Genomic DNA, 22,925 nt, shown 5'->3' with positions numbered 1-22,925 from the left:
AACATCTATTTGTATACATTAATCCATTAAGCCATTTTGTATACATTACGAGTCCAATTTACATATAGCTGCATCACTCTTTTTAGATGCTTTAAAATCATTATAGAATATCACCTTTTCTCTTATGGCACTTTTGGGTTTTATTAATAGACTTTGCTTTTTAAAATTTGCATCTTCGAATATATATCCTATGTTTTTATAATTTTTTCTTATTTCTTTTATATACTCAAAGGTTATAATATCTGCCTTAACACTTATATCCCTCGTTAAAAAGGCTGCTCTTACAGATATATTAAGTCCGTTTAAAAGCGCTTTTTCTATGGCACTTTTTATAGTTAAAATATCAATAAATGCGGAATGAAAATAGTCATATTCAATTATTATTCCATAAAGGCCCATTTCTTTTAAATCACTGAGAGAATAAAGATATGTATCCATTTTACCCCAAAAACCATTTGTTATAATATATTTTTTGGAGTCTATGTTTTTAATCTTTTTCAAATATTTATATATAGTTCCAATATGCAGAAAGGGTTCTCCTCCTTCTATTATAAGATAATCCTTATATCCTTCTTCATATAATTTAAGAGCTTTATTTCTAAAAATATTTGAATCCATAACTCCCTTTTTATACGGTCCGCACTTATATCTGCAGCTGCTGCAGGAAAAATTGCAGTTATAGGTAACTATAAAACGCATACCGTTCATCCCAACACCTCTACCATATATTAACATATTTTATACATATTCTCAATATCCGCGAATTGAATATTAATTTAATAAAGCGGAAAAATAAACTCAAGGAGGTATTGTGATGGTTGAAAATTTAAAATGTACCGTATCAAACTGCGTCTATAACAGCAACAATCTTTGTACAGCAAATCATGTAGACATAAACCCTGTAGGAGATGGATTCGCAAACAGCAGCGAAGGAACGAGCTGCAAAACCTTCAAACCCAAGGATGAGCATCCATTTCTTGTATACAAATAATTTATAAACTTCTCATAATCAGTTTAAAATGCTTTCAGAGAAGTTTCTTTATCAAAAAAGACTGTAAACTAATTACTTAGTTACAGCCTTTTTTTATTTGTTTTATTTTCTTTTAGCAGCCCAAGCTATTGCTGCCTGATGTCTTGCATCTTCTTTTCCATCCTTATGTCTCGTGCTGTTTAAAAAGTGCACGTCAAAATGGCCGTTCATTCCATTGTTTTTAACAACATCAAGGTTTTCTCCTCTGCTGTATCCCCCTGAGCGGTTGCTTACTACCTTATATGCTGGTGCAGCATCCACTCCGGCATGGGGCATAGCACTCATAGAGGCTACTAAGTTCCTGCCTCTTACACTAATAATTACAGGCCTAACATCCCATGTAAAACCGCCCCATATGCTTTTTATAATCTGTGTATCCTTACTTGTTAAGGCCTCACAATCTGCATGGTTTGAACCCATAGTTCTTTTTATTTTAAATGTTTTCCCGGTCTTGATATCCGTAACCTTTGCTACATCTCCTATTCTAAAGGTATACCTCGCAGATTTCCACCAGTCGAGAACTTCTCCCTTAGTAACTGGTTTTAATTTATTAGATGATACCTTTGTAGTTGATGTTTTTGTTTTAGAAACTGTACTCTTTGCTTTAGCAGATACGTTTTTATTCTCTGATGTACTCTCTTTGGCAGCTGTTTGATTCTCTGCTGCTATTTTTGCTGTATATGTCAGCCTTGTCATAGCAACTGGTTCACTGACCGTTTCCTTAATTGAATTATTATTTATAGCAGCAGTTTTTGATGAGCTTTTCTCTTCAAAGCTGTATGCTGACAGCGTGCTTAAAAACAAGCCAAACAGTATGCCAAGAAGGATTGGTAAGTTTTTTTTCATAATAAACACCTCTCTTTTGCCTACGAGGTTAGTTGACGGGTTCGGGAAGAGAGAGTCCCTACCATAAAGGATTCACCCCAAAGTTTATCCCCCGCTGCATAATGCATTCGGCTTTTTAATAACTTGTCTACTATATTATACATAAAGAATCGAGAAAATGGAACAGGTTTTTTTTGTTACATTATATCATAAAATGCAATAAATTCAATTTTATTATCTTTGTACAATTCCGTTCATTGCAATATCCACGAAAAGATCTGAAATCTCTGATACCTTAATATCGCTATGCAAAAGGCTGTAAACGATAACCGATGACATAATACCAAAAAAGTTATAGGGAATAAGGTCGATTTTTTCTTTATCTATATATCCTTCCTTTGAGGCCTCTCTAAAATACTCGCTTATAACATTAAAATACTTAGATAGTGCTTCTCTTAGCTGATTCTGTCTTTCTTCATCTCCCCACATCTGGCTGTACATGGTTTTAAAAAATTCAAAATAATCCGTAATTAGTTCAAGCTGTACCCTGCATATTGCCTCAATTTTTTCTAATGGATTAGAAAGATGTTCAGTCCTGTCCCTTACTTCGTCTGCAATAAGCCTTATCCCTTCATCTATTATAAATTTAAAAATATCTTCTTTGCTTTTAAAATGGTAGTATAATGTACCCTTTGCAACTCCTGCAATTTCAGCAATCTCATCCATTGTTGATTTATGGAATCCCTTCCTTGAAAAAGCTTTTATAGAAGCATCAAATATAAGTTTCTTAGTTTTATTCATCTACACCACCCCTATATCAATATAATTTGATTATTACACAAAATTGGAGTTTGTACAACATAGTACAATAAATTTAATTATTTATAATTTATTTTTTCTATTTTTCAAATTTCGATTTTATAAAAATAATTTGTAACCTTATTACTCCAAGTTCATACACTATTATTAGAAAAGTTAACATTATTCGACAGAAAAAATATAGGTAATGAAGGGGGGCTGTAGACTTGGATACTTTTAGAAACCTTTTAAATCAAGATAATTTAAATACAAACACGATAATTGTTGTTTTACTTGTGCTTGTAATTATATTCGGCTACGGAAATACAAGTGTATGTGGTTTTAACTTTGGATGCTTTAACCCTGCAAACCTCTCACCTTCAGGAGTAAGCCCCGAAAGTACAGATAAATGCGGCTGCTGCAACCCTTGCTACTATCCTCAAGGCGGAGGAAATTCATTTTTCTGGATACTTTTAATAGCATTATTCATACTTTGTTTCTATAAAAAAGATAATAAAGATTGTTGCTGTGACTAATAAATATCTATCGTTATTAAGGAGGGAAATATAATGTCACGTTCATGCTGTGGATACTATAAATGCTGCCCGCCTAATCAGTTTAATCCCTGCAGCCCATGCTTTAATCCTGGCGCAATTGGAAGCTGCAATACCTTTGGATCTGGCAGCAATTTATGGATATGGATTTTAGTAATACTTTTCTTCCTCTGCTTCTGCAATAAGCCCGATCATCATGACTGCTGCGATGATTAATAAGTGGGGGATTCCCCCCATTACATAGTGCAAAATGGGGTGAAATATATGAAGGAAAATGAAGTACATCAATTTTTAAAGTTAATATCAAGCCTTAATATAAATCCCTATGCAGAAAATCTAAGATTAAGACAAAACGATGAAAGGATAAAAATATTAAATGTCCTAAAGGACTTTCTACCTGATGATAAGCAGATTATAATCGATGATATTATAAAAACCTTCAGTACTATAGATGAAGAAGACAATTCAAAAATAAACGATGATATAGAAACTTTGCATCAGGATGGAAATTTAGAATCTTAAATCTAATTGAAATTGCTCACAGATATAAAATAAAGTGAGGTGTAAGTATGGATTTTAATAATATCTTTGGAAAAAACTTCGGAAAAGGAAATAACTTTATTTTAATACTCCTGCTGCTATTATTAGTTATTCCTGCTCTTGGCGGTTCTAGTAGCAATCCTTCTGGAGGAAACCTCGTATATTTTAATCCAGGAGTAGCAGGAGCATCAACTGGCTCAGATGGCTGTAACCAATTCGGTTTCTTTAACAAGTATTCATCTCAGAGCGGCCTTGGAGGAAATGTTTTATTCATTATATTAATACTTGCTCTACTGCTTCTCCTTGGTTCACAAAATACCCGCGATGAGGATTAACTAAAATTTTATTGAAAGTGAGGAGATAAAATGTCAAGAAGACATAGATTTACAAGATGCTGCTGTGAATATAAAAAGCCTTCGGATATGTATGAATGTTATGGTGAAAGTTTTAATATCTACAGCCTGTGTATATTGATTTTAGTAATTCTCCAATTTGGAAGTAATGGCAGGCATAAAGATAAGCAGATAATAGATAACAGCATCCTTTATATTATAACTTTATTCCTTCTTATAAACTGCAGCTGTAAAAAATATTAAAATTTATATGTTTTTAAGGAGGTATCAATATGTCAAAGAAACATTATGAATATTGCTGCTATCCTCAAACCGGATGCGGATGTAACTATAATAATATATGGCCCCTAATAATCCTTATATTAATAGTATTAAAATTCTCTAATAAGAAAGACCATGATTGTGATGATGAGGGCTTCTTCGGAGGCTTAATAGACAATGGCATACTCTTTATAATAACTCTTTTTCTTCTTGTATACTGCGGCTGTGGAAAGTACTAATGATAAAAGATAGAGAAGTTAAAAAAAATAATATCATTAAGAAGTAAAGGAGGATTTTATATGTCAAAGAAGCATTATTCTTGCTGCCAGCCTGCATGCTCATATCCATCATACGGTGGAGGCATGGGCTGCGGATGCAACTACAGCAACCCATGGACATTAATCATACTGATACTCGTTGTTCTCCAATTTTCAAACAAGAAAGGTCATGACTGGTGCGGAGGATTAATAGACAACGGCATACTCTTTATAATCGCTCTCTTCCTTCTTATGTACTGCGGATGCGGCAAAGGCCTTATGAAATACGACTGCTAATGTAAGGGGAATTTTTCCCCTTACAAATAGCCCTACATTATATTTTAAAAATATATTATTTAAGAAGTAAAGGGGGATTTTAAAATGTCAAAGAAACATTATGCTTGCTGCCAGCCTGTATACTCATATCCATCATACGGTGGAGGTATGGGCTGCGGATGCAACTACAGCAATCCATGGACTCTAATCATCCTTATACTTGTAGTACTTCAATTTTCTAAGAAAAAATCCCATGACTGCGATGACGATGATGACGACGGCGGGTTCTTTGGAGGATTAATAGACAATGGCATACTCTTTATAATTGCTCTCTTCCTTCTTGTATACTGCGGATGCGGTAAAGGCATAATGGGAGGATGCTAAAAAATAAAGGAGGATTTATTCCTCCTTTATTTTTTTGTAACAGATTTTTGAATTTAGAATACATTATTATTAGAATCTATAGCTTTTAAGAGGGATAGCATGAATTACAGCGATTTATTAAGCAATTTTAATATTGATGAAAACTATATAGACATAATTTTATTGATACTTATCATCTCTTCCCTATACAGTTTCAATAATAATACCTATAGTACATGTCCATATTATAGCCCCTGCTGTGAATGGGATAAAAATAGAAAAAAACATAAGAAACACTCAAAAAATATCAAAGCAGAATCTTTAAATAAGGATTGCTGTCAAAATAATAATTGCGCCGAAAACACCTTTGGATTTTTTAACAGCTATTCTTCAAACTCGCAAGACAACATATTATTTACAGTATTAATCATTGCACTTTTATTTCTTATTCAAAAATTAAATAAAAATGAAGACTTAGAAACTGAAAACAAAGAAGAATAAAACGATGTTATCCTTTGAAAGGGGTGAAATAATGGGACATCATCATAAAAGTAAAAAAGAAAGTCCTAATCAAAATCAGCAGTATAATCAATATCCAAATGCTAATCAAAACAATATGCCAAATCTGCCTATGAATTTCGACTTATCATCCCTGCTTGGAATGCTGAATAACGTTGACATAAATCAGCTGTCTTCAATGCTTTCTAATCTTACAGGAAAAAATAGCAGCGATATAAAACAATCTGTGGAAAATCTAACAAAAGGCAATCCTCAATCCATATCTGAAATGCTTAATAATGTAGATATGAATCAGGTTTCATCTATGCTTCAAAGCATGGGTATTAATCCTCAAGATATTTCGATGCCGTCAAACAAAAAGGGAGATATAAGGGTTGAGGTTCTTAATTCCTTAAAACCCTTCCTCCCTGAGGATAAGTGCAAGATGATTGATGATATAATAAATTTTTTGAGGCTAAAGGGAGTCCTTGATAAAGCTACACCTAAAAAGAAACGTTAAAGTTCTAAAAACAATCAAATTTATATAAAGCCCATAGACTGCTTAATTTAAGCAATCCATGGGCCTTTTTACAAATATAAGCCCTATCTTAAAACTTCTTGATGCATTAAATAAGATTGTCTGTACAGATTTATGGTCTGATTACCTTTTTCCATTATTTTTAAGAGCATAAATCTGCTAAAGACAATATAAAGCAAGTTTTAGAAGCTTTTGCCTTGATGACGCAGAAAATAATAGAACTTTTGGTTGTTTGAGCGCAGCGAGTTCCAAAAGTTCTTAATTTTCAAGGAAGCAAGGCTTAAAGCTTCTTAACAAGCGAATAAGATTGGCTGTGCAGATTTATGCTCTACTATACCACGTTAGGCAGCTTAAAAGCCTTCATAAGAATAATCATAAGCACAGAAATGAAATTAAATACAAAATGGTTTATAACCGCTGCCCTATATCCATACTTTTCATATAGATAACAGTTAAAAATACCTACGGCAAAATATGAAATCGAACCTGCAATGTTAAAATGTAAAAGCGTAAACAATAAGCTGCTTAAAATAGCAGAAAATACATTTCCTATCTTCTTTTTAAATCCTCTGTATAATATATGCCTGAAAACAAACTCTTCAACTATTGGAGCAGTAACAACTGTCATAATAACAAGGAGTATGGTTTGACCCCAGCCTGACTTTAGAAATATATTATATATATCCTGTTCCTTAGCTTTTATTCCAAATTTATAAAGCAGCATGACAAAAAAAATATTTATAATCATCGTAAAAAACTTAAACGCAAAGGAATACAATATAATTTCTTCTTTCTTGCTTTCAAGAGGTCTTAAATAATAAAGCATTTCATCGTTATCTTTCATTTTTACCGCAAAATAAAAGGTTAATATTACAGCAATAAAAGGAATTACATTTTGAGTAAAAATTGTAGCTGCAATATACGCAATAAAAGTGATAATAAGAAGTGCTCTGCTTATATAATTTTTTAAATACTTCCTCATGGCAAACCATGGAGGAAGAGCAAGAAAAATTACTATTGAAACTGCTTTAAGGATTTCTATATAATTTAAATTCCTGCCCATGGAAAACTCCCATATAATTATAATTTAATAGACTCTATTAAATCTAAAATTTCTTCTCTATTTTGTTTTGTTTGTGAAGAAAAAGGTATTAAAAAATCTTCATCGCTTAGCATTAAAGACTTTTTTATAATATTTATATTCTTTATCATCTGATTTTTTGACAGTTTATCGCTTTTTGTTGCTATGACTGCAAATTTATGATTGCTGGATTTTATCCACTCGAGCATAAGCTTATCATCTTCAGTTGGTTCATGCCTGATATCAACGAGTAAAAATATAATCTTAAGCTCATTTCTATTAAAAAGATATCCTTCAATAATACCTGCCCATTTTTTCTTTTCTTCCTTTGAAACCTTAGCATAACCGTATCCTGGGAGATCAACAAAGTAATATTCATCATTAATGTTATAAAAGTTTATTGTCCTCGTTTTCCCCGGTACGCTGCTAATCCTTGCAAGGGATTTTCTATTTAAGAGGGAATTAATTAGGGATGACTTCCCAACATTAGACCTTCCTACAAAGGCTGCTTCTGGATATCCTTCTTTGGGGTATTGAGATGCTGCCACTGCTGTGGCAGCAAGTTCAGCTTTTTTAATAATCATTTTTCCTCACCCTTTAATGCAGCATCTAATACTTCTTCTATTCTTTCTGCAAATATAAATTTAATCTTCTTTTTTATGTTTTCAGGTATTTTTTCAATATCCTTCTTATTCTCTGCTGGAAGTATTATATTTGTAATACCTGCTCTATAGGCCGAAAGAGACTTTTCCTTAACTCCACCTATAGCAAGAACCCTTCCTGTAAGCGTAATTTCCCCTGTCATAGCTATATCACTTCTTACAGGTTTTTTAGAAAGGGCTGATACCATAGCAGTTACCATTGTAACCCCTGCAGATGGTCCATCCTTTGGAACTGCTCCCTCAGGAACATGTATATGTATATCAGTATTCTTATAGAACTCCTCATCTATACCAAATTTCGAGGCGTTTGCACGTATATAGCTGTATCCTGCTTTTGCAGATTCCTTCATAACATCTCCAAGCTGTCCTGTAAGCTCGAGTTTACCATTTCCCGCCATAGGAACTACCTCAACAGGAAGAGTATCTCCTCCGTATGCCGTCCATGCAAGGCCCATAACAACTCCTATTTGATCTTTTTTAGCCTTTTCTTCATATTTATAGCGAGGTACTCCTAAATATTTTTGCAAATTGCTCTGATTTATTTTTACAGTTTTATTTGGGTTCTCGACTATTTCCATAGCTGCTTTCCTGCAAATCGTGCCTATCTTTCTTTCGAGATTTCTAACCCCTGATTCTCTTGTATAAAAGCTTATAACATCTTTTACAGCCTTATCGCTTAATGATATATTATCTTCCTTAAGACCGTTTTCCTTTATCTGCCTTGGTATTAGATATCTTGTGCAGATATTAAATTTCTCCTCATCTGTGTAACCTGAAATCTGAATGATTTCCATTCTGTCTAAAAGAGGCCTTGGTATAGTATCGGTTGTGTTTGCAGTGGTTATGAAAAGAACCTTTGACAAATCAAAGGGAATCTCGAGGTAATGATCCCTAAAGCTGTGGTTTTGTTCAGCATCGAGAACTTCTAAAAGAGCATCAGCAGGATCTCCTCTAAAATCTGAACTCATTTTATCTATTTCATCGAAAAGAAAAACTGGATTTTTAGTTCCTGCAAGCTTTATATTATAAATTATCCTTCCAGGAATAGCTCCTATATAGGTCCTTCTGTGGCCTCTTATTTCAGCCTCATCCCTTACTCCTCCGAGGGACATTCTTACGAATTTTCTATTCATTGCATTAGCAATTGAACGTGCTATAGAAGTTTTACCAACTCCTGGAGGGCCTACAAGACAAAGTATTGGACCCTTCATACTCTTATTCAGTTTTCTTACAGCAAAATATTCAAGTATTCTTTGCTTAACATCTTCAAGACCATAATGCTCCTTTTCAAGGACTTCCCTAACCTTCCCTATATCATCTATATCCTTAGTTTCCTTTGCCCAAGGGAGCTCAACAAGCCAGTCAAGATACGTTCTTATTATTCCTCCTTCTGGAGATCCCACTGTAAGCTTTTCATATCTTGAAAGCTCATATAAAGCTTTATCCTTTGCTTCCTTAGGGAGCTTAGCTTTGTTTATTTTATTTTTATATTCCTCAACCTCAGCTTCAATACTATCCCTGTCTCCGAGTTCCTCTTGAATTACCTTTAGCTGTTCTCTCAGATAATATTCCTTTTGCATCTTATCAATCTTACGTTTTACCTTCATTCCTATCTTTTTTTCCATTTTTAATATATCAATTTCTCTAAACATTATTTCAATTAATTTTTTAAGCCTTAATACAGGATCTACAGCCTCTAAAAGCTCCTGCCTTTGTTCTAAGCTTATTATAAGATAGGATGTTATAACATCTGAAAGTTTTCCAGGTTCTTTAATGTCAGTTATGGTTGATAATATTTCATCGGGTATTGAATTGCTTTGATTTACATATTCCTCAAAATGAGAAATAGCCTGTCTCATTAGTGCCTCAACTTCTACTGTTTTTTCATTTTCCTTTTCGGTATGTATATAAAGTCTACACTCAAAATAGGGTTCTTCTTTAGTAATCTCTTCAATTTCAGCTCTGTAAAGTCCCTCAACTAATACTCTTATCATGTCTCCTGGGAGCTTTAATATCTGCTTTATCTTTGATACACATCCAATTCTATATATATCATCTTCTCTTGGATTTTCCTCCTTGACATCCTTCTGTGCTACAAGAAAAATCATTTGATCCTTAACCATAGCTTCTTCAAGGGCAAGTATAGATTTTGTTCTTCCAACATCAAAATGAAGTACCATATGGGGGAAAATAGTCATTCCTCTTAAAGGCAATAAAGGGTAAATATTATTTTTAATTTCGTCCATAATTTCATCTCCTCTCTAAAGAGATATTAAGGTTAGCTTATAATATTATATATTATAAAGAGAATTTTTCCAACTAAATAAAAAAAATTGCAGCCAGCATTCACTTTAGCTGCTTAATTTTTGTTCCATTCCCTGTGCTGAAAGCACTCCAATGCTTGACTCGGCATTAATATTTGTTATCATAGTTTTCTTATTGTTATTAATTAAAGCTAAATTTATAACATCTTCAATCCTAAGAACGGGGATAATCTCTATATCCATATCTTTAAAACTTTCCTGCCAGTTCTCATTGGGGATTATAACTTTTTTTACACCTGCTTTTCTTGCAGCTTCAATTTTAGCCATAATACCTCCTATTGGTTTTACATATCCCCTGATAGAGATTTCACCAGTCATAGCTATGCTGTTGTCAACTGGAATCCCTGAAATAGCACTATAAATTGCAGTTGTGATAGCTATTCCTGCTGACGGGCCATCAACAGGTATTCCTCCTATAAAATTAATATGTATATCATATTTTCTCGGATCCACATTCAAATATTTTCTTATAACTGTAAGCACATTATCTACTGAACCTCTTGATGTACTTTTTCTTCTAAATTTTTTCTCATAGGTTCCCGTTTCTTCCTCATCCACGATACCAGTGACCATTATTTTGCCATTTGAATTTTCAAGAGGTATTGCGGTAGCTTCAATTTCAAGAATCATACCCATATTGGGTCCATAAACTGCAAGCCCGTTTACATATCCAATTTGAGGTTGTGGTTCTATCTTCTTTTCTGGTCTTGGATTATAATGTCCGCTTTCTATTACCCACTCAACATCTTCAACTGTTATATTTCTTCTATTCTCGTTTATAGCTATGCCTCCTGCAAGCTGAACTATGTTAATCGCATCTCTTCCGTTAGTAGCATAGCGGCTAACCATTTTGGCTGCACTATCATCTATAGAAAATCCGCCTTTTTTAGCACCATTTTTTGCAATTATCTCTATTTCATCGTTTGTTAATTCTCTAAAGAAAATTTCAACGCATCTTGAACGAATTGCAGGCGAGATATCTTCTGGATTTTTAGTCGTAGCACCAACAAGCCTGAAATCTGCTGGAAGCCCATTTTCAAATATATCTTTTATATGAGTTGGAATGTTAGGATCTTCTGAGCTGAAATATACGCTGTCTAAAAATACTTTTCTATCCTCAAGAACTTTTAAAAGCTTATTCATCTGAATTGGATGAAGTTCTCCAATTTCATCGAGAAAAAGTATTCCTCCATGGGCCTTTGTAACTGCTCCGGGCTTGGGCTGAGGTATTCCTGCAACTCCTAAGGGACCTGCCCCTTGATATATAGGATCATGTACCGAACCTATTAGAGGATCGGCAATTCCTCTATCATCAAACCTTACAGTGGTAGCATCCACCTCAACAAATTTAGCTTCACTTTTAAAGGGCGATATAGGATTTTTCTTAGCTTCTTCGAGTACAAGCCTTGCCGCAGCAGTTTTACCAACACCTGGAGGTCCATAAACTATAACATGCTGAGGATTAGGACCGCATAGGGCTGCCTTCAATGCTTTAATTCCCCTCTCTTGACCTATTATCTCCTCAAAGGATGCAGGTCTTGTTTTTTCAGAAAGCGGTACTGTAAGGGCCATCCTTCGCATCTTTTCAAGTTTATCAAGCTCTTTTTTGCTTTCCTTTTCTATGTATACCTTTGAGCTTTGCTGTCCCTTTAAAAGGTTATAAAAATAAATGCCAATTATGGCGGTAAAGATTAAATTCAAAATTACTAATACCTGACTAGCGTACATTACAACCCCTCCTTTTTTTTTCAATCTTAGTATGCTCAAAGATTGGAATTATATTCAAAAAAAAGGGGCTATATAAAAATAATAGAAAACACTTTTATAAAATAAAAGCCCGCATACTGCAGAAGGTTAAAGTCCTAATCTAAAAACAGCTGCAGTATGCAGGCTCAGTCTAATTCAAAATAATTTTATTTTAACTATGAAACGCTTTCACTCTTTAATTTTTTCTTAACATTAGAAGGTTTCTTTACGCCTTTTCTATTGCCTTCTCCTATAATTATAGTCGGAGGCTGCTTATTTACGACTGTATCCTTTGTTATAAGGCACTTTTCTATATCGTTTCTTGACGGAATCTCATACATAACATCGAGCATTAGCTCTTCCATTATTGCTCTAAGACCCCTTGCTCCTGTCCTTCTCTTTAAAGCTTCATCAGCAATTGCCTCGAGAGCTTCTTTTTCAAAATCAAGTTCTACTCCATCCATTTCGAAAAGCTTCCTATATTGTTTTGCAATAGCATTTTTAGGTTCTGTAAGTATGTTAATAAGAGCTTCTTTATCCAGTTGTGAAAGGGTTACAACAATTGGCACTCTTCCAACAAACTCTGGTATCATTCCATATTTTAAAAGATCTTCAGGCAGTATATTCTTTAAAATCTCCCCAATGTCTTTATCCTGTTTGCCCTTTACATCAGCACCAAATCCCATAGAACTTTGATACATTCTCTTTTCAATTATTTTCTCTATTCCATCAAAAGCTCCACCGCAAATAAACAGTATATTTGTAGTGTCTATCTGTAAAAACTCCTGATGGGGGTGCTTACGTCCTCCCTGTGGAGGAACATTGGCAACAGTTCCTTCAAGAATCTTTAAAAGTGCCTGTTGTACTCCTTCGCCCGAAACATCTCTCGTTATAGACGGATTTTCTGATTTTCTGGCTATTTTATCTATTTCATCGATATAAACTATACCTCTTTCTGCTCTTTCTATATCATAGTCAGCGTTTTGTATAAGCTTTAAAAGTATGTTTTCAACATCCTCCCCAACATACCCTGCCTCAGTTAATGTTGTTGCATCTGCAATTGCAAAAGGTACGTTTAAAAGCTTTGCAAGAGTTTGAGCAAGAAGAGTTTTTCCTGAACCAGTAGGTCCAAGAAGGAGAATGTTGCTCTTTTGAAGCTCAACGTCATCATTTTTTTGTTTAGGATTGTTTATCCTCTTATAGTGGTTGTAAACAGCAACAGAAAGAGATTTCTTTGCCTGATGCTGACCTATAACATATTGATCAAGAAAATCCTTTATTTCCTTCGGCTTTGGAAGATCCGTCAAATCAAGTTCCTGATCTATTTCAAGTTCTTCTTCAATTATTTCTGAACACAGTTCTATACACTCATCACAAATATATACCCCTGGGCCAGCTATCAGCCTTCTGACCTGATCCTGAGTTTTACCGCAGAAGGAACATTTTAACTGCTTCTTGTCATCAATTTTTGGCATCTTTACACCCCTCAATTTACTTACTCTTCTTAATAATTATCTCGTCGATTAAGCCATACGCCTTTGCTTCCTCTGCAGTCATAAAGTTATCCCTTTCTGTGTCTCTTTCAATTTTTTCAAGAGGCTGCCCTGTTCTTTCGCTTAATATTTCATTAAGCTTCTTCTTTATTCTAAGAAGATGTTCGGCATGTATTGCAACATCTGTTGCCTGACCTCTTGCACCACCTAATGGCTGATGTATCATTATTTCACTGTTTGGGAGGGCAAACCTCTTGCCCTTTGTACCTGCAGCAAGAAGGAAAGCTCCCATAGATGCAGCCATACCAATGCAGATAGTTGAAACATCGCATTTAATATACTGCATCGTGTCATATATTGCCATTCCTGCAGTAATAGAACCTCCAGGACTGTTTATATATAATGATATATCCTTATCAGGATCCTCCGCTTCAAGGAATAACAGCTGAGCTACAACAAGGCTTGCAGTTACATCATTAACTTCATCACCGAGGAAAACAATTCTGTCTTTTAATAACCTTGAATAGATATCGTATGAACGCTCCCCTCTATTTGTCTGCTCAACAACTATCGGCACTAAACTCATAAAAATCCCTCCCTAATTACCAATAAAGTTAAATAATTATTCTATAGTTTTACTATGTTCAACAAGAAAGTCAATAACCTTATTATTTACAATTTCCTCTTCTATTATAGATTTTTCTGTCTTTAATATAGCTTCCTTCATTTTTTCAAGGTCTTTGCTTCCATAGTATTTTGCTATTTCTTCGGCTCTCTTTTCAATTTCTTCATCCTCAGCCTTTATTCCTTCAGCCTTTGCGATTGCTTCAAGAACAAGGTTGTTTTTAACTCTGTACTCTGCAGTTCCTTTAAATTCTTTTCTCATATCTTGAGCAGTTGTTCCCATAAGCTGAGCATATTGATTTATATCAAGTCCTTGATATTTTAATCTATAATTAAGATCATTCATCATATAATCTATTTCTTTTTCAACCATAACATCAGGGATTTCAACCTCTGATGCATCAACAACCTTCTTTACAACCTCATCTTCATATTCTCTTTTTGCTCTGTTTGCGTTAGTTTCTTCCTGTTTCTTTCTAATATCCTGCTTTAATTCTTCTAAAGTATCGAATTCAGATACATCCTTTGCAAATTCATCATCAAGCTCTGGAAGTTCCTTAAATTTAATTTCCTTTATTGTTACCTTAAATAAAGCTGGTTTGCCTTTAAGAGTTTCTTCATGATATTCCTCTGGGAAAGTAACATTTACATCAACAGTATCTCCCTTTGAAGCACCTATAAGCTGTTCTTCAAATCCTGGAATGAAAGTTCCTGAACCGATTGTAAGTTCATAGTTTTCTCCCTTTCCGCCTTCAAAGGGTACTCCATCTATAAAACCTTCAAAATCAATAACTGCTATATCGTTATTTTCTACTTTTCCTGATTCCTTTGTTACAATTCTTGCATTCTTATCCCTCATTAAATTAAGCTGAGAAGCAACATCCTCTTCAGTTACAGGATATTCTGCCTTCTTCGCTTCAACACCTTTATATTCTGAAAGTTTAACCTCTGGTTTTACAGTAACCTTTGCAGTATATATAAAATCAGTATCCTTACCTATTTGTACTATATCTATTTCTGGATAATCTACTGGTGTTATGTCGTTTTCTTCTATAGCCTTTGGATATGTTTCATCGCATACAAATTGTACAGCATCTTCATAGAAAACACCAACTCCATAGTACTTTTCAATAACTGCCATAGGTGCCTTTCCTTTTCTAAAACCAGGAATATTATACTTACCTACGTTTTTATTGTATGATTTTTTTAAAGCTTCTTGAAAGTTTTCAGCTGGAACAGTTATTTCCAATTTAACCGTGTTCTTTTCTAATTTTTCTACTTTTGTATTCATTTATTTTCCTCCTATCCGTAACCCTGGGTATTACCTTAAAACCCATATTATATAATAGTAATTCTAATTTCATACAATACAACATTGTAATAATACCATAGTAAAAATACATATTCAAGTATTAGACATTTATTGAAATAAATTATTCTTAACTATTTCAGATTTAAGATGCTTTATATCAAAATATATGCTTTAAATATAACTTTTGTTATTAAATATTTATTTAATATTGATTATACCCTTATTACTACATAATTTAAACATTTGAAATCTATTTATTGGTTAATACTTTTATATTTTCTCCATCAGTACTAAAAATTATTGTTCCATCCATATCAGTTCTTAAAATATTTACTTTAAAATCGTTAAGAAGCTTTATAGTTTCCCTGTGGGGATGCCCATAATCATTATCCTTCCCGCAGGATATTACTGCATATTTTGGTGATACAGCGCTTATAAAAGATTTAGCTGATGATGAACTGCTGCCGTGATGTCCTATTTTAATTACATCCGCTTTTAAATTTTCATTATTTTTTAGAATTTCTCCTTCTGATAACTTTTCAGCATCACCCATAAGCATAAATGATTTGTTTGCATAGGTAATTTTAAGTACTGCACTATAATTATTAAGGTCATCGTACCTTGAATTGTTTGGAGCTAAAAATTCAAACTTAACTCCATCTAAATCAAAATTTACACCATTATATGCGTTTTTTATTTTAAGACTTTTATCCTTAACGGCTTCCATAAGGCTGCGAAATGTAGCTGTATTAGATGTTACCTTTGGCATGTATATATTTAAAACTTTATAATTAGAAACTATTTCATCCATATTTCCAATATGATCCTCATGGGGATGTGTTGCAATTAATGCATCAAAAATTTCTATATTCTGCCTTGATATAAATTTAAAAAATTTTTCCTTTTCATTCTGTGATCCTGAATCTACAAGCACAAATTTTCCATTAGGCGTTTTTATAAGTATTGCATCACCTTGGTCAACATCTATAAAAGAAATGGTTAAAACTCCTCTTTGGTTCTCCTTAGGAGAAGAAGGAGAATCTGAAATGTTGTTAATATCATTGCTGTCAAGGCAGGAAGAAAACAATACAACGAATATTATAGATAAAACAAGCAGAAACCTTTTCACTATTTTTCCTCCAATCCTTCAATATATTTTTTAGCTTTTTTAAGATCATCATAGGTATCATAATTTTCTCTATAAAGCTCAATTATTAAAGGAATATCTTCATTAATGCTGCTGACATGTTGTATTATTCCCTTCAAATCCATCTGCCCTTTTCCTGGAAGAAGGCAGCTGTTTCCATATCCAGCATCATTAATATGAACGTTAATCAGTTTGTTATTATATACATTCAAATATTCAACAGGATTTTTTCCGCTTCTTACAGCTTGTTTAATATCCAATGTATAATATACATCATTTTTCATATTTCTTGAAACTTCATTTATAAAGGATGGATCGCTTGTTCTGCACCAAGCAACGTTTTCCCAGGCAATTTTAATCCCATATTCTTCAGATATACTGCATAAATAATCCATATTCTCTGAGATTTCCTCATAATCAATTTTTTCATTAGTCTTTCTAAGTCCATGGAATACATAACACTTTGCATTAAATATCTGTGCTGCACTGCACATAGCTCTGAACCTTTTTTCCATCTCTAACTTTCTTCTTCTATATTTATCAAACAGATAAGGCTCAAAGGCTGCAGAAAATCCATGAACCGAATAAATCTCTATTCCAAGATTATCTGCCTTATTCTTTAAATTCATACAAAAATCAAAATCTGTTTCACATTCTGCTTCAAGAAATACTTCACATAAATCAAATCCAATATCCTTTATTATTTTTAGAGTATCTTCTGTATTTACAGAAGGATAAAAACAGGCAGTAGAAATTCCAACTTTCATTTATTTCCTCCAAAAATTCTCAGTATTTTTTATTAAAAAATTCTTTTTTTATAGTATAAAATTATTCATAATGGATAACATAATAATCGAAGTTCAAAATATTATCTTAGTTTAAAAGGCAATCCCTTCTTTACTCCTGTTTGTTCCTGTTTCTGTGCTGCCGTATAAAAATTACATATTGTTCCATGGGGATTGCCTTTTTTATTTATTTATTTATACTTTTCTTTGATTTATATTTTGAGCACGCTTTGTTTTGATTTACATATAAATTATATCTACTACATTTAAAATCTTCAAAATAAGAACATGTTCCGCAATAACCATATCTTAAATTATCATACTGGTTATCTAAAAGTTTATAATATTCCTTCAAATACATCTGAAAAGCCCTATATGGCATCCCTTTTCTCTCTATTTCTTGTGCCTTTTTAAAAGCATCCAAATCATATATTCCAAAACCGCCCTTATAAAGTGCAGCTTTTTTTATTATTTTATTGGCTAAAGCTGCATCCCTTTTCCTCATTTCAACTGCCATAAGCTCTAAGCAGCTGTAAGTACATCTATCATAAACTATGCTCTCACCTGTTTCTATTTGGGCATCCTTAAAAAGTTCAAATCTGCTGTTCAGTATTCTATCAGTTGTTATTTCAAAATTTTCTCTATCTCCTATAAGAAGATATATCTCCGCCTTTTTAAGCCAAATCTGTTCAATCCATGAAACGTGATATACTCCAATATCATCTCCAAGTATTACATCACGAGACCAATTTTTTTCAGCCCTGTCAAGCATCCTTTGGGCATTATCATACAATTCATCATCTATACTCTCATCTGATAGAATATATAAATTCCAAATAAGTACATTTCTTTCCTCTAAGTTTAATGTATCATCTTTAATAGAATTTACTATTTCTAAAGATAATGCAGTACCCTCATTTCTAAAACCATAGGATCTGTAAAATCCTGCTATAATAGAAGCTATCGTCCTATTACACATCTTGTAGTCATTAATAAACACAGATATCTTTTCCTTAATGCTGCAGCTGTCATAACTACTTAACATCAAATATTCCTCCGAGCAGTTCTTTATATAATTATATGAATTATCTGCGCTTATTTTGTATGTTTGGAGAAAATAGGACAGGGCATATTTATTTACTTAAAGAATATGCCCCTTTTTTAAGATAATATATAGCATTTTGGGACTTAATCCTAATATTGCCTTCCGAGTCATATCCATCATAGGTTATTCCGTTTAAATCATTTCCTATGAGACCAACTTTTTTATGGCCGCTTCCATCAAACTTAACTACCCACAGATAAAATTCTCCCTGTCTTCTAAAATAGGGCAGCTGCGATATATAAACTATCCTTCCATCTTTAGTAAAGTGAGGCTTCCTTGACCATACATATTGAGGATTTGATGAAAGTATCTTATCTTTTTCATAGGTCTGATTGGTTGAAGTTGATTTATAGTTCGTCTTAGTAAGCTTTTTAAAATTACCATTAATATCAGCTAATATTATGTCATTTGATGTTATATCATCAAATATAATATATTTTTTATCTTCAGAAATATCATAGAAAGTCTGAGATGATGCATCCTCTAACTTTAAAAATTCCTTCAAATCACCTTTTACTTTATAATCTATTTTTAATACTAAGCCATTGGCAGTTTTATATTCATAACTTAATATTTTTTCATTTTCTAATGAGGTATTCGTATTTTTATTGGGAACTTCAGTATTCTTTGTATTGTCTATATTAACATTGCTCTTTTGATTCTCTGCTTTTTTCTCTGTAGTCTTCCTATTTTTAAAGATGTTTATATTTATATTGATATTGTTTTTATTCAAATAATATTTTCCTCCAAAATAAGCAGCACTTATTAAGATGAGTATTATAAGTATTATATTGATTCTTCTTCTTTTCATCTGCTGTTCATATTTGCTGCTGAATATACTTGGCTTTCCCATATCTACTCCTCCCAAATAATACTATAAATTATTATACCCCAATATTAAAATTAAAAAAAGGAGGATAAACCTCCTTTTAATGAAATATTAATACTTATATTTAAAGTATTTAAAAACAATACTAATTTTATATTAAAGGAAAGCCCTTAATGCTGCTAAGGCAATCTTCTTAGCTCGTTTAGAAGTTCTAAGCCTCACTTAGCATGATTTCTATAATTTTATTATCAACTCCGGATAAACCCTCAATGCATAATCTTCCAAGATTTTTAATTGTATTTTCGGCTTCTTTTGATACTATTCCATCGTAGTCAGATATTATAACATTATTCTTAGCAAGATATGCCTGAATAACTGCCTCTGAGGATGCAGTTGAAAGTTTAAAAGCACATCCTCCCTTTGCACCGTCGCATAAAAGTCCTGCAAGATTTCCTATCATATTCTTTATTGCTCCTGCAATTTGGTTATCGTCGCATCCTATAAGCCATGCAACAGAAGCACAGGCACCAACTCCTGCAGCAATACCACAGCCGCATACCGGCGATAATCTTCCTGTGTATTCTTTAATATAAACAGTAATCAGATGACTAAGTGCAAGGGCTCTTGAGAGTTTTTCATCGTCATATCCTAAATAGCGGCACACAATGGAAGCAGGAATTATAGCCGTAATTCCGTGGTTTCCGCTTCCTGCACTGCTCATAACAGGCATATTAACACCTGCCATTCTTGCATCGGAAGCTGCTGCTGTATAAAACCTTACCGTATTTGCTATGTCCTTATTTATCATTCCGCTCTCTATCAGATTTTTAATTCCTCGCCCGAGGCCAAGGCCAACTCCTTCTTCTAATCCTTTTGCCGCTATTTCCATATTAATTTTTTCACCCTCAAGAAGAAACTTTATATCTTCATAGGGGATGTTTTCTATTATATCTATAAGTTCATTTATAGTTAAATTCCCTATTTTCTCCAGTTCCTCTTTTCTGCTGCAATCTTCATAATCTTTTTTATAAATAACGCTGCCGTTTGCCTCAACAAAGGTTATATTAGTATGAAAGCCTTGAATTATACATACTCCATAACCTCTATCTGTTTTTACATGGGCATTAATATAAAAGTTATCCTTTGAGTCGTCAACTCCTATATCCACTACTCCCTTGCATAAAAGTTTTTCTGCATTTCTTTCATCTTCTAAAGTAACATTCTTAAAAACTTCAAGTCCTAAATCGGAATCCCCACAAACAGCTGATAGGGCTATTGCAAAGGGTATTCCGCTATGGCTTGTACCAGGTATTCCAACCCTCATACCATTTTTAAATATGTTAGGGCTAAGATTTACAGTTATTTTCTCAATTTCTCCCTTGACCTCTTTATAAGCTCTTGCAACTGCAATTCCAACAGCAACAGGCTCTGTGCAGCCTAATGCAGGTTTTACCTGCTGATTTAATACTTTTATTATTTTATTAAAATCCATAATATCCTCTCCCTTCGCCTTTATATAGTGCAAATGCTGTGCCAATACTCCCTTTTAATATTACAGGAGAGAATATGAAAATGTTTTTATTAAAACTGCATAAAAATCTTATATTACAATTAAAATTTAATAACCATTACATTAAATTTTTAATGTTCAATACTTTTTGGGTAATATTTAATTTCTCATCTTTGATAAATATTTCTTAATATTGAGAATTAAAGTTCTAAATCATCAAGCTTTCTATATAAAGTAGCAAGGCTTATACCAAGCTCCTTTGCTATTTGTTTTTTTCCTTTTGTTGAATTTCCATATTTATCAATATAGTACTTTAAGATTTTTCTCTGATACTCCTTTGTACTCTCATCAAGCGAACATTCTAAAACATCCTTACAGTCAATATTATCTATTGATTTTTCGTAAAAATATTCAGGTAAATCTTCCAGCCGTATTTCACTGCTTGATGAGAGCGTTGCTGCATACTCAAGTACATTTTCAAGTTCCCTTACATTTCCCGGCCAGTCATATGTTTTAAATTTTTCTTCAACTTCCTTTGATAAAAACTTCCTACTTATTCCAAGTTTTATGCTTAGTTTATTTAAAATATATTCAGAGCATATCAGAACATCATTTTCTCTATCCTTAAGTGGAGGTATATAAAGAGGAATTACATTAAGTCTGTAAAATAAGTCTTTCCTAAATCCCTTTTCCCTCACAAGCTGTTCTAAATTTCTATGGGTTGCACATATTATTCTAACGTCAACTTTTATCGGGGTGTTGCCCCCAACTTTTATTATCTCCCTATCCTGTAAAACTCGAAGAAGCTTTGGCTGAAGGTGAAGAGGCAAATCTCCAATTTCATCAAGAAATAATGTTCCATTATTAGCAAGTTCAAATTTACCAATTCGTCCCTTAGTACTTGCTCCTGTAAAAGCACCCTTTTCATAGCCAAAAAGCTCCGATTCAAGTAAATTTTCAGGTATGCTGGCACAATTTATTGCAACAAACGCTTCATTTTTTCTTCTGCTTTCAGCATGTATAGCCCTTGCAAAAAGTTCCTTCCCCGTACCGCTGTCCCCTTGAAGAAGTATAGTGGAGTCAGATTTAGCAGCAATTTTTGCCTTTTCAACAACTTTAGTAAGGCTCTTGCTGTTTCCAATTATACAAGAAAAATCAATATTGTCAGATTTAGTATAATTCATGGCTATGTTAATTATTTCTTTAATCTCATCAAACCCAATAAGTGTTGAAATCTTCTGTTTATTTAGCATAAGTTCCTTTATTTGATATATAACCTTTACATTTTTTTCTGTAACATTCCAAGTATCAATAAGTTCCTTATTCTGGGTATCTGCAATATCAAGATTATTAACTATAGATTTTATACTCTTACCTATTATTCTATCCTTAGAGAAGTTTATCCCAAGAATTTTAATTGCCTTTGAATTTATATGGGTTATCTTCTCCTCTGAGTTAATGATTATTATTCCTTTATTTATTGAATTTATTATCTCATTAATCTCAGCCATCTCAATATTCAGCCTGTTTGTAATCTTCATGTTCATTAGTTCATTTTCTATAATAAGTGCAGCTCTTTTAAGCATCTTTTGGTATTCAATATACTTTTGTTCCATAAGTTTTCTCTGGTTCATATCAAAGGCTATAAATCCAATTACCCCAACCACATTATCGTCTATTTTAATAGGGCATGCCATGTTGCCTGTTTCTTTGCAGCTTTTATAACTTGAGCAGTTTTTGCATTTATCACCCTTTATATTCTCTATATTTATTTCCATATTCCCAGTTTCAAGTACTCTATGAAAAAGAGAATTTTCTGGACAGCACTTGTTTATTTCATAGGCATATTTCCCCGTTCCGCCTATTCTTATAAAGTTTTCATCTACAACCGTTACATCTATACTTAGGGCTGAGCTCAAATCCTCTGATATCTGCTGTATTCTGTCCTGCAAAATCTTTAAATAGGACATTTAATCTCCTCCTAATTATACCTGTGATTTAAATTTCCTTTGAT

At 33.1% G+C, this 22,925-nt stretch carries 27 protein-coding genes and 1 riboswitch; of the genes, 11 read left to right on the top strand and 16 right to left on the bottom strand.

The genetic code is table 11. The annotated features are described in order from the left end of the window. Nucleotides 1–45: 45 nt before the first annotated feature. Nucleotides 46–708, bottom strand: coding sequence for a radical SAM protein (locus B5D15_RS07980; RefSeq protein WP_179122227.1), 663 nt, complete (start codon nucleotides 706–708; stop codon nucleotides 46–48). Nucleotides 709–814: 106 nt separating this feature from the next. On the opposite strand from B5D15_RS07980, the gene B5D15_RS07975 reads away from it, so the two are divergent. Further along, entirely contained in the window at nucleotides 815–991 is a 177-nt protein-coding gene (locus B5D15_RS07975; protein WP_078696587.1) for a DUF1540 domain-containing protein, read from the top strand. A 102-nt stretch (nucleotides 992–1,093) separates the two neighbouring features. Here B5D15_RS07975 and B5D15_RS07970 read toward each other — a convergent pair whose 3' ends face one another. Next, entirely contained in the window at nucleotides 1,094–1,876 is a 783-nt protein-coding gene (locus B5D15_RS07970; protein WP_078696586.1) for a hypothetical protein, read from the bottom strand. Nucleotides 1,877–1,878: 2 nt separating this feature from the next. Beyond that, nucleotides 1,879–1,999, bottom strand: a riboswitch (cyclic di-AMP (ydaO/yuaA leader). A gap of 90 nt (nucleotides 2,000–2,089) precedes the next feature. Continuing rightward, nucleotides 2,090–2,656: a TetR/AcrR family transcriptional regulator gene (locus B5D15_RS07965; protein WP_078696585.1), complete on the bottom strand. Its 567-nt coding sequence runs from the start codon at nucleotides 2,654–2,656 to the stop codon at nucleotides 2,090–2,092. A 224-nt stretch (nucleotides 2,657–2,880) separates the two neighbouring features. Here B5D15_RS07965 and B5D15_RS07960 point away from each other — a divergent pair, with 224 nt between their 5' ends. The 10 genes from B5D15_RS07960 to B5D15_RS07915 all read left to right on the top strand — a co-directional run bounded on the left by B5D15_RS07960 (nucleotide 2,881) and on the right by B5D15_RS07915 (nucleotide 6,275). After that, on the top strand, nucleotides 2,881–3,189 hold the full coding sequence (locus B5D15_RS07960) for a hypothetical protein (protein ID WP_078696584.1): 309 nt from the start codon (nucleotides 2,881–2,883) through the stop codon (nucleotides 3,187–3,189). A gap of 33 nt (nucleotides 3,190–3,222) precedes the next feature. Next, nucleotides 3,223–3,423: a hypothetical protein gene (locus B5D15_RS07955; protein ID WP_078696583.1), complete on the top strand. Its 201-nt coding sequence runs from the start codon at nucleotides 3,223–3,225 to the stop codon at nucleotides 3,421–3,423. A gap of 48 nt (nucleotides 3,424–3,471) precedes the next feature. Continuing rightward, nucleotides 3,472–3,729 carry a hypothetical protein gene (locus B5D15_RS07950; RefSeq protein WP_078696582.1) on the top strand — a complete coding sequence of 86 codons (258 nt, stop codon included), beginning with the start codon at nucleotides 3,472–3,474 and terminating at the stop codon, nucleotides 3,727–3,729. A gap of 47 nt (nucleotides 3,730–3,776) precedes the next feature. Continuing rightward, nucleotides 3,777–4,082: a hypothetical protein gene (locus tag B5D15_RS07945; protein ID WP_078696581.1), complete on the top strand. Its 306-nt coding sequence runs from the start codon at nucleotides 3,777–3,779 to the stop codon at nucleotides 4,080–4,082. A 30-nt stretch (nucleotides 4,083–4,112) separates the two neighbouring features. After that, nucleotides 4,113–4,343, top strand: a complete 231-nt coding sequence (locus B5D15_RS07940; RefSeq protein ID WP_078696580.1) for a hypothetical protein — start codon at nucleotides 4,113–4,115, stop codon at nucleotides 4,341–4,343. A gap of 29 nt (nucleotides 4,344–4,372) precedes the next feature. After that, on the top strand, nucleotides 4,373–4,600 hold the full coding sequence (locus B5D15_RS07935; protein WP_078696579.1) for a hypothetical protein: 228 nt from the start codon (nucleotides 4,373–4,375) through the stop codon (nucleotides 4,598–4,600). A gap of 60 nt (nucleotides 4,601–4,660) precedes the next feature. Further along, the gene (locus B5D15_RS07930) at nucleotides 4,661–4,915 is read left to right on the top strand and encodes a hypothetical protein (RefSeq protein WP_078696578.1); all 255 of its coding nucleotides are present in this window, start codon (nucleotides 4,661–4,663) and stop codon (nucleotides 4,913–4,915) included. Between the two features lie 84 nt (nucleotides 4,916–4,999). Further along, a complete protein-coding gene (locus B5D15_RS15420; protein WP_078696577.1) occupies nucleotides 5,000–5,278 on the top strand; it encodes a hypothetical protein in 279 nt (92 codons plus the stop codon). A 99-nt stretch (nucleotides 5,279–5,377) separates the two neighbouring features. Next, nucleotides 5,378–5,758 carry a hypothetical protein gene (locus tag B5D15_RS07920; protein ID WP_078696576.1) on the top strand — a complete coding sequence of 127 codons (381 nt, stop codon included), beginning with the start codon at nucleotides 5,378–5,380 and terminating at the stop codon, nucleotides 5,756–5,758. A 31-nt stretch (nucleotides 5,759–5,789) separates the two neighbouring features. Next, the gene (locus B5D15_RS07915) at nucleotides 5,790–6,275 is read left to right on the top strand and encodes a hypothetical protein (protein WP_143287239.1); all 486 of its coding nucleotides are present in this window, start codon (nucleotides 5,790–5,792) and stop codon (nucleotides 6,273–6,275) included. A 349-nt stretch (nucleotides 6,276–6,624) separates the two neighbouring features. On the opposite strand, the gene B5D15_RS07910 is transcribed toward B5D15_RS07915, so the two are convergent. From B5D15_RS07910 to B5D15_RS07850, 13 genes are all read right to left on the bottom strand, one after another. Further along, on the bottom strand, nucleotides 6,625–7,356 hold the full coding sequence (locus tag B5D15_RS07910) for a CPBP family intramembrane glutamic endopeptidase (RefSeq protein WP_078696574.1): 732 nt from the start codon (nucleotides 7,354–7,356) through the stop codon (nucleotides 6,625–6,627). Between the two features lie 17 nt (nucleotides 7,357–7,373). Continuing rightward, nucleotides 7,374–7,958 (bottom strand): ribosome biogenesis GTP-binding protein YihA/YsxC, encoded by a 585-nt coding sequence (gene yihA, locus B5D15_RS07905; protein ID WP_078696573.1) that lies wholly within the window; start codon nucleotides 7,956–7,958, stop codon nucleotides 7,374–7,376. Then, on the bottom strand, nucleotides 7,955–10,282 hold the full coding sequence (lon, locus tag B5D15_RS07900; RefSeq protein ID WP_078696572.1) for an endopeptidase La: 2,328 nt from the start codon (nucleotides 10,280–10,282) through the stop codon (nucleotides 7,955–7,957). The genes yihA and lon overlap by 4 nt, the downstream gene beginning before the upstream one ends. 105 nt (nucleotides 10,283–10,387) lie before the next feature. After that, nucleotides 10,388–12,088, bottom strand: a complete 1,701-nt coding sequence (lonB, locus tag B5D15_RS07895) for an ATP-dependent protease LonB (RefSeq protein WP_078696571.1) — start codon at nucleotides 12,086–12,088, stop codon at nucleotides 10,388–10,390. 194 nt (nucleotides 12,089–12,282) lie between these two features. After that, nucleotides 12,283–13,581, bottom strand: coding sequence for an ATP-dependent protease ATP-binding subunit ClpX (clpX, locus tag B5D15_RS07890; RefSeq protein ID WP_078696570.1), 1,299 nt, complete (start codon nucleotides 13,579–13,581; stop codon nucleotides 12,283–12,285). Between the two features lie 16 nt (nucleotides 13,582–13,597). Continuing rightward, on the bottom strand, nucleotides 13,598–14,185 hold the full coding sequence (gene clpP / locus B5D15_RS07885; RefSeq protein ID WP_078696569.1) for an ATP-dependent Clp endopeptidase proteolytic subunit ClpP: 588 nt from the start codon (nucleotides 14,183–14,185) through the stop codon (nucleotides 13,598–13,600). 36 nt (nucleotides 14,186–14,221) lie between these two features. Beyond that, on the bottom strand, nucleotides 14,222–15,514 hold the full coding sequence (gene tig, locus B5D15_RS07880) for a trigger factor (RefSeq protein WP_078696568.1): 1,293 nt from the start codon (nucleotides 15,512–15,514) through the stop codon (nucleotides 14,222–14,224). A 271-nt stretch (nucleotides 15,515–15,785) separates the two neighbouring features. Then, the gene (locus B5D15_RS07875) at nucleotides 15,786–16,664 is read right to left on the bottom strand and encodes a ComEC/Rec2 family competence protein (protein ID WP_078696567.1); all 879 of its coding nucleotides are present in this window, start codon (nucleotides 16,662–16,664) and stop codon (nucleotides 15,786–15,788) included. Next, nucleotides 16,664–17,449, bottom strand: a complete 786-nt coding sequence (locus B5D15_RS07870) for a sugar phosphate isomerase/epimerase family protein (RefSeq protein ID WP_078696566.1) — start codon at nucleotides 17,447–17,449, stop codon at nucleotides 16,664–16,666. The genes B5D15_RS07875 and B5D15_RS07870 overlap by 1 nt, the downstream gene beginning before the upstream one ends. Before the next feature lie 205 nt (nucleotides 17,450–17,654). After that, nucleotides 17,655–18,512 carry a hypothetical protein gene (locus B5D15_RS07865; protein WP_078696565.1) on the bottom strand — a complete coding sequence of 286 codons (858 nt, stop codon included), beginning with the start codon at nucleotides 18,510–18,512 and terminating at the stop codon, nucleotides 17,655–17,657. Between the two features lie 88 nt (nucleotides 18,513–18,600). Then, on the bottom strand, nucleotides 18,601–19,425 hold the full coding sequence (locus B5D15_RS07860) for a hypothetical protein (protein ID WP_078696564.1): 825 nt from the start codon (nucleotides 19,423–19,425) through the stop codon (nucleotides 18,601–18,603). 187 nt (nucleotides 19,426–19,612) lie between these two features. After that, a complete protein-coding gene (locus B5D15_RS07855; protein ID WP_078696563.1) occupies nucleotides 19,613–20,893 on the bottom strand; it encodes an L-cysteine desulfidase family protein in 1,281 nt (426 codons plus the stop codon). 218 nt (nucleotides 20,894–21,111) lie between these two features. Then, nucleotides 21,112–22,881 carry a sigma-54 interaction domain-containing protein gene (locus B5D15_RS07850; RefSeq protein WP_078696562.1) on the bottom strand — a complete coding sequence of 590 codons (1,770 nt, stop codon included), beginning with the start codon at nucleotides 22,879–22,881 and terminating at the stop codon, nucleotides 21,112–21,114. Nucleotides 22,882–22,925 lie beyond the last annotated feature (44 nt).

The sequence above is a fragment of the Caloramator quimbayensis genome (assembly GCF_900167605.1).
GTDB lineage: Bacteria > Bacillota > Clostridia > Clostridiales > Caloramatoraceae > Caloramator_B > Caloramator_B quimbayensis.
This window is presented reverse-complemented; position numbering and strand designations above follow the sequence as displayed.

Excerpts from the sequence above, each read along its gene's own strand:
- B5D15_RS07950 (WP_078696582.1), top strand. The coding sequence starts at position 3,472 with ATGAAGGAAAATGAAGTACATCAATTTTTAAAGTTAATATCAAGCCTT.
- B5D15_RS07935 (WP_078696579.1), top strand. The coding sequence starts at position 4,373 with ATGTCAAAGAAACATTATGAATATTGCTGCTATCCTCAAACCGGATGC.
- clpX (WP_078696570.1), bottom strand. The coding sequence starts at position 13,581 with ATGCCAAAAATTGATGACAAGAAGCAGTTAAAATGTTCCTTCTGCGGT.
- B5D15_RS07910 (WP_078696574.1), bottom strand. The coding sequence starts at position 7,356 with ATGGGCAGGAATTTAAATTATATAGAAATCCTTAAAGCAGTTTCAATA.
- B5D15_RS07970 (WP_078696586.1), bottom strand. The coding sequence starts at position 1,876 with ATGAAAAAAAACTTACCAATCCTTCTTGGCATACTGTTTGGCTTGTTT.
- tig (WP_078696568.1), bottom strand. The coding sequence starts at position 15,514 with ATGAATACAAAAGTAGAAAAATTAGAAAAGAACACGGTTAAATTGGAA.
- lon (WP_078696572.1), bottom strand. The coding sequence starts at position 10,282 with ATGGACGAAATTAAAAATAATATTTACCCTTTATTGCCTTTAAGAGGA.
- B5D15_RS07945 (WP_078696581.1), top strand. The coding sequence starts at position 3,777 with ATGGATTTTAATAATATCTTTGGAAAAAACTTCGGAAAAGGAAATAAC.
- B5D15_RS07980 (WP_179122227.1), bottom strand. The coding sequence starts at position 708 with ATGAACGGTATGCGTTTTATAGTTACCTATAACTGCAATTTTTCCTGC.
- B5D15_RS07955 (WP_078696583.1), top strand. The coding sequence starts at position 3,223 with ATGTCACGTTCATGCTGTGGATACTATAAATGCTGCCCGCCTAATCAG.
- B5D15_RS07865 (WP_078696565.1), bottom strand. The coding sequence starts at position 18,512 with ATGTTAAGTAGTTATGACAGCTGCAGCATTAAGGAAAAGATATCTGTG.
- B5D15_RS07920 (WP_078696576.1), top strand. The coding sequence starts at position 5,378 with ATGAATTACAGCGATTTATTAAGCAATTTTAATATTGATGAAAACTAT.
- clpP (WP_078696569.1), bottom strand. The coding sequence starts at position 14,185 with ATGAGTTTAGTGCCGATAGTTGTTGAGCAGACAAATAGAGGGGAGCGT.
- B5D15_RS07855 (WP_078696563.1), bottom strand. The coding sequence starts at position 20,893 with ATGGATTTTAATAAAATAATAAAAGTATTAAATCAGCAGGTAAAACCT.
- B5D15_RS07940 (WP_078696580.1), top strand. The coding sequence starts at position 4,113 with ATGTCAAGAAGACATAGATTTACAAGATGCTGCTGTGAATATAAAAAG.
- B5D15_RS07975 (WP_078696587.1), top strand. The coding sequence starts at position 815 with ATGGTTGAAAATTTAAAATGTACCGTATCAAACTGCGTCTATAACAGC.
- yihA (WP_078696573.1), bottom strand. The coding sequence starts at position 7,958 with ATGATTATTAAAAAAGCTGAACTTGCTGCCACAGCAGTGGCAGCATCT.
- B5D15_RS07930 (WP_078696578.1), top strand. The coding sequence starts at position 4,661 with ATGTCAAAGAAGCATTATTCTTGCTGCCAGCCTGCATGCTCATATCCA.
- B5D15_RS07965 (WP_078696585.1), bottom strand. The coding sequence starts at position 2,656 with ATGAATAAAACTAAGAAACTTATATTTGATGCTTCTATAAAAGCTTTT.
- B5D15_RS07915 (WP_143287239.1), top strand. The coding sequence starts at position 5,790 with ATGGGACATCATCATAAAAGTAAAAAAGAAAGTCCTAATCAAAATCAG.
- B5D15_RS07850 (WP_078696562.1), bottom strand. The coding sequence starts at position 22,881 with ATGTCCTATTTAAAGATTTTGCAGGACAGAATACAGCAGATATCAGAG.
- lonB (WP_078696571.1), bottom strand. The coding sequence starts at position 12,088 with ATGTACGCTAGTCAGGTATTAGTAATTTTGAATTTAATCTTTACCGCC.
- B5D15_RS07870 (WP_078696566.1), bottom strand. The coding sequence starts at position 17,449 with ATGAAAGTTGGAATTTCTACTGCCTGTTTTTATCCTTCTGTAAATACA.
- B5D15_RS15420 (WP_078696577.1), top strand. The coding sequence starts at position 5,000 with ATGTCAAAGAAACATTATGCTTGCTGCCAGCCTGTATACTCATATCCA.
- B5D15_RS07860 (WP_078696564.1), bottom strand. The coding sequence starts at position 19,425 with ATGGGAAAGCCAAGTATATTCAGCAGCAAATATGAACAGCAGATGAAA.